Here is a 4,707-nt window from a genome sequence, read left to right as displayed (position 1 = left end):
ATAAAAATTTACCTAAAAATAGCATGCGGTATATTTTAAGCCAACTTTCAACATTCCAATTCGAATTAACTGATAAGTGGAAAAGTTGCTTTAAAAATTTCAATTCGGAGGTGAATCAATAATTAAACTTTTTATACTCGAAGCAAAGCTACAGAGACTATATTCAGAAATTAAAATCGAATCATCAAACCACCTCCCCATTTATAATCAGTGTTATAGCCTCCCGTAAGAGACATGTGTTCATTAAGCATATACTCTATATTGGCCTCATATTCTTTATCTGTATTGGCCATATAAGTTAGCCATATCCTGGGAAATAACCATGTTTGCCCATCTAATGTAAAGCGCATATGTGCACGGCTATCCATCCTTAAATCAGCATTAAGAAAAAAAGGCAATAAATAATGTATACCCACCATCCCCCTTACATCATTGAGGGGAACATGCTTATTATGTGTTTCATAGAACCTTTTGTATTCATCTTTGTTACTGACAACCATGCCCAAATAAGGCCTCAAAAAACGCGTAACAAAATATTCATAAGTACCTGATACTTCATAAGGATGTGCCGACTTCCACCAGTCGGAAGAAACATTATAACTTTTCCCTTCTTGCCACATTCCATAATCCCCTTTTATTCTTATCCAATTTTTACGGTTCGAATAAGACAAATACCCTTCCTCCCTGTTGGATGCAATAGTGGCATCACCCCAAAAAAACCAATGGTTATCGTCATTAAATAATTTGCTCTTGGGGTAATTTTTCATTATCGGTTCGGCTTTATAATCCGCATATTGAAAGCTGCGTGACATGCCTGACATCATGTGGTAAAGTAGATGGCAGTGAAAGAACCAATTGCCTTTCTCGTTAGCCAAAAATTCAATAGTTATTGAACGCATAGGAGGTACAATAACGGTATGTTTTAATGGAGAATAGGTGCCATTTGCGTTAAGCACTCTAAAGAAATGTCCATGCAAATGCATTGGATGATACATCATGGTTTGATTATACATGGTAATGCGAAGAACCTCTCCTTCTTGTATCTGAATAGAATCCCTTTCAGAAAGCGTTTTTCCGTTAATGCTCCAATTATAGCGCCACATACTACCTGTAAGGTTAAATGTCAGGTTTCTAACATGATGTAAACTTGTATCAAAATTTGTAGAATGCAAGGCTTTCAACATATCATAATTAAAAATCACTGAGTCGCCCTTCTTGGCCATACCATTATCAGTATTCATGTTCCTGTTGGTATCCGACATATCCATGCTTTTCATATTGTCCATTGCAGAATCATTCATACCCATCTCAGCGGAGTCATCCATATCCATATTTTCCATATCCATTCCGCTCATGTCCATTTCAGGCATTTGCATTCCCAAAGAACCAGCCATATCCATATCCTCTCGATCAATATAAGCTTTTTTGATATATGGCATTTCCCGCTTCATCATTTTAGGGCTCATATACATATTCATCTGCCCCATTTTCATCTTCATACCAGCCATTGTTTGCATCATAACGCCTTCCATGTGAAATAAATCAGGCTTAGGTAATGTCGGCGCCTCGTGAGCTGCTCCTTTGCCGAAATAAAGCGAAGTGTAACCGGACCCATCTTGCGCCGTCGCCCGCAATTCATATTTTCCATTTTGGGGAATAGTAATAATTACATCGTAGGTTTCAGCCACCCCCATTAACAAACGGCTTACCTTGACAGGTTGCACATCTTGCCCATCAGCAGCAATGATTTGCATTTCACCTCCGGAAAATTGCAAATGAAAAAAACTGGAAGAGGAACCATCTATAATTCTAAGCCGAATACGCTCTCCCGGTTTTGCATTGGGAAAGCTTAGACTTCTTTGCCCATTGGCTAAAAAAGCAGGATAATAAACATCGGATAAATCCATTGGAGGCATTCTTTGCCAAGCCATTTTTATTCTTTCGCCCAGACCATGGTGCGCAATTACCCGATTTAAACTTTGTGCCTGCCCCTTTTTCACAGAATACCACTCCTGCCCTCTTTTAAGGTTGTTTAAGACCTGATGCGGATTTTCGTTTGTCCAGTCAGAAAGAAGAATCGTCTTTTCCTTATCATATTTGTGCGTCTCTTTTTTAGGATAAATGACAAATGCACCATACAATCCACTTTGTTCCTGCAAGGACACATGGGAATGATACCAGTAAGTCCCGGTTTGTCTAATAACAAAACCTTCCGTAAAGGTGCTCCCAGGAGCAATTGTAGGCGTAGTTAGATAAGGTACACCATCATAAAAATTAGGAATAAGAATGCCATGCCAATGTACCGAAGAAGGTACATTCATTTCATTTTTTATGTGAATAATGGCAGAATCTCCTTCAGTAAAATAAAGTGTCGGACCGGGTATAGAATCATTTACCGTAATAGCGCTGACTAATTTCCCCGCCTTATTTACTTTTTGTTGCCGCAATGTAAGCGTATATTCTCTTATTGGATGCTGCGCAAGTAAGGGAATGGAAATAAGAAACATAATTGAACAAAGAAAAATCGCTTCTTTCCAAGTGTTACAAATTATTAATATTTTCATTTTATGTCGAGTAAGGTGTTTTATTATTGGCGTAGACGACTGCAAATCTGTATTTACATAATCATGCCTTTTGTTTCACCACAGGTTAACATCTTTTCGCCGTAATAAGGGCTACTGATTTCCTTATTTTCATCCATCCAATAAGCCTTTGCCATAGGGCAGAAATGTATATAAAGCATCCTGTCCGGTTTCTGGGATTTAAACAACTTATACAGCGCGGATGATAGTATCGCAAAGGATTTCCTTTGTAAAGAAATATCAGCCGTTTGACTAATTTTAGTTGCGGCTATTAAAGTCACATTGGAATTTGCGATATCCTTTAACTCAATAATTAACTGAGAGGCTGCCTTTTGGGCTGTTGCAGCGTCATCCAGAGTGAGTGCTTTTTCAATCTTGGCGTAGCCGGCATAAATATCATTTATATTTTCAGTGCCACCTTTAATAAGGTTTACATTTTGATAATTTAAAGCTGCTTGACTATTATTTATTGAAAATAAAGAGAGCATTAAGGTTATTGCAAAAGAAATATTATATTTCATAATTGTGAAATTTTAATCTAATTATTAAAAAAATGATTTTTAAGTTACATATCGTCTTGTGCCGGTATCTGATTTCCTTGCACACCCAGTGCATCAATATGCACAAGTCGGGCACCCAAATCGCCGGTTACAGTAATGGTGTAAGCAGCTCCAGCTAGTAAAAATGTAGCAAGTATTTCAGTGATTAATTTTCTCTTAAAGAAGAAATGACTTACTATTTTAATGAATGCCGCTACCGCACTGAGCCAAACTGTGTAGGTGGCATATTGTTCATGTCTTTGGAAAGTAATGCGTGTTATTGGATCTAATAAAGATGGATTGGGATCTCCCCCGTGGAAAAGGTTGGAAGCAAGGTATGCACCAATAAAACCAAGTACAACTAAGAAAAGTGTTACCCAACTCAGCTCCTTTTTATATACAAATAAGGAAACAATTTGTGTAAAAAATGCAAGTATTAAAAAAACAATGGGAAAGTGAACAACCAATGGATGTAGTTTTGGAAAATCAGCCAAGGTACCTGTATTATGTGCTGCAGGATAGGAATGGTTTATAATGGTTGAAATGGTATCATTGCCAACTTGGGCGAGGGATGCCACCGCAATAAATATCCCCATAATACTCAATATTGCCGTTAAATATCTTTTTTGAGAACGTCGCATAGCATGAATTTTTGAGATTAGAGAATTAGAGAAGCAGAAAACATAAACATTACACCGGATTCAATCTAAGGATATCCATTTTAAAGAAAATTCGTCATCGATACGCACAGCAAAATCAATCTTCTTTAAAAAACGAAAAGCCCCGCAAACGTTCGCTTACCTACAGCAAAAAAAGTACCACATTAAAAAAAGTATAGTTTTTCAAATATATAGCAAGGTTTTTCTGAAGTGGTGACGAGCCCGAAGAGAAATTGTCTTTTGGAGCTTCATCAAAGAATAAGAGCGTAACTCAACACAACATTTGAACCGACTTTCCGATTATGGCCTGTTTTTAAAAGCGTCATGAAAGAAAATTTTTACACCATTTATTATTAAAAAATTTGTGTTACAACTTAACGCTACTGTCTATCCAATTACATTCTTCTTAGGAGTTTAATGGATCTATTTTAAAACCTGCTTTCTGTACGGTTTCTAAAACTTCCCTAGTAGTAATTCCATCCGATTTTATGGTAAGCACTTTGTCTTTATTAGCAGTGTCAACTTCCCAAGACCGGATGCCTTTGGCGTCATTAAGAAAAGGAGTCACTTTGGCTATACATCCACTGCAGTTGATATTTGTTTTGAACTGAAGATTTGGGTTATTATCTTTCATTTTATCGTCATTTTTATTATTAATTGATACTACAAAGTTGATCAAATTTGCAGTATATATTATTGTAATATTTTTTGTTGGATTTGTGACATTTACTGTTTTATCGTTTCCATTTCAATCTTAGGCTATTACTTACTACACTCACACTACTCAATGCCATTGCTGCTCCTGCAATCATAGGATTGAGTAAAAAGCCATTGATAGGATAAAGAATACCCGCAGCAATTGGAATACCGATAAGGTTGTAAAAAAATGCCCAAAACAAATTTTGTCGAATGGTAGCAACAGTCTGT

General features: G+C 36.7%; 5 protein-coding genes. All 5 read right to left on the bottom strand.

Features of this window, described 5'->3' with window-relative positions:
* Positions 1-170: 170 nt before the first annotated feature.
* Positions 171-2,564 (bottom strand): multicopper oxidase domain-containing protein, encoded by a 2,394-nt coding sequence (locus tag ACQR30_RS15950; RefSeq protein ID WP_429736755.1) that lies wholly within the window; start codon positions 2,562-2,564, stop codon positions 171-173.
* A gap of 53 nt (positions 2,565-2,617) precedes the next feature.
* Positions 2,618-3,103 (bottom strand): DUF3347 domain-containing protein, encoded by a 486-nt coding sequence (locus tag ACQR30_RS15945; protein ID WP_429736754.1) that lies wholly within the window; start codon positions 3,101-3,103, stop codon positions 2,618-2,620.
* A gap of 44 nt (positions 3,104-3,147) precedes the next feature.
* The gene (locus ACQR30_RS15940; RefSeq protein WP_429736753.1) at positions 3,148-3,762 is read right to left on the bottom strand and encodes a DUF2231 domain-containing protein; all 615 of its coding nucleotides are present in this window, start codon (positions 3,760-3,762) and stop codon (positions 3,148-3,150) included.
* A 424-nt stretch (positions 3,763-4,186) separates the two neighbouring features.
* The gene (locus ACQR30_RS15935; RefSeq protein ID WP_429736752.1) at positions 4,187-4,414 is read right to left on the bottom strand and encodes a heavy-metal-associated domain-containing protein; all 228 of its coding nucleotides are present in this window, start codon (positions 4,412-4,414) and stop codon (positions 4,187-4,189) included.
* A 100-nt stretch (positions 4,415-4,514) separates the two neighbouring features.
* A partial coding sequence (locus tag ACQR30_RS15930) for a hypothetical protein (protein WP_429736751.1) occupies positions 4,515-4,707 on the bottom strand: 193 nt, incomplete at its 5' end.

This window comes from Arachidicoccus sp. (assembly GCF_050436765.1).
In the GTDB taxonomy this organism is placed as follows: Bacteria; Bacteroidota; Bacteroidia; order Chitinophagales; family Chitinophagaceae; genus Arachidicoccus.
The sequence above is the reverse complement of the archived record's forward strand: the minus strand, read 5'-3'. Positions and strand labels throughout refer to the sequence as shown.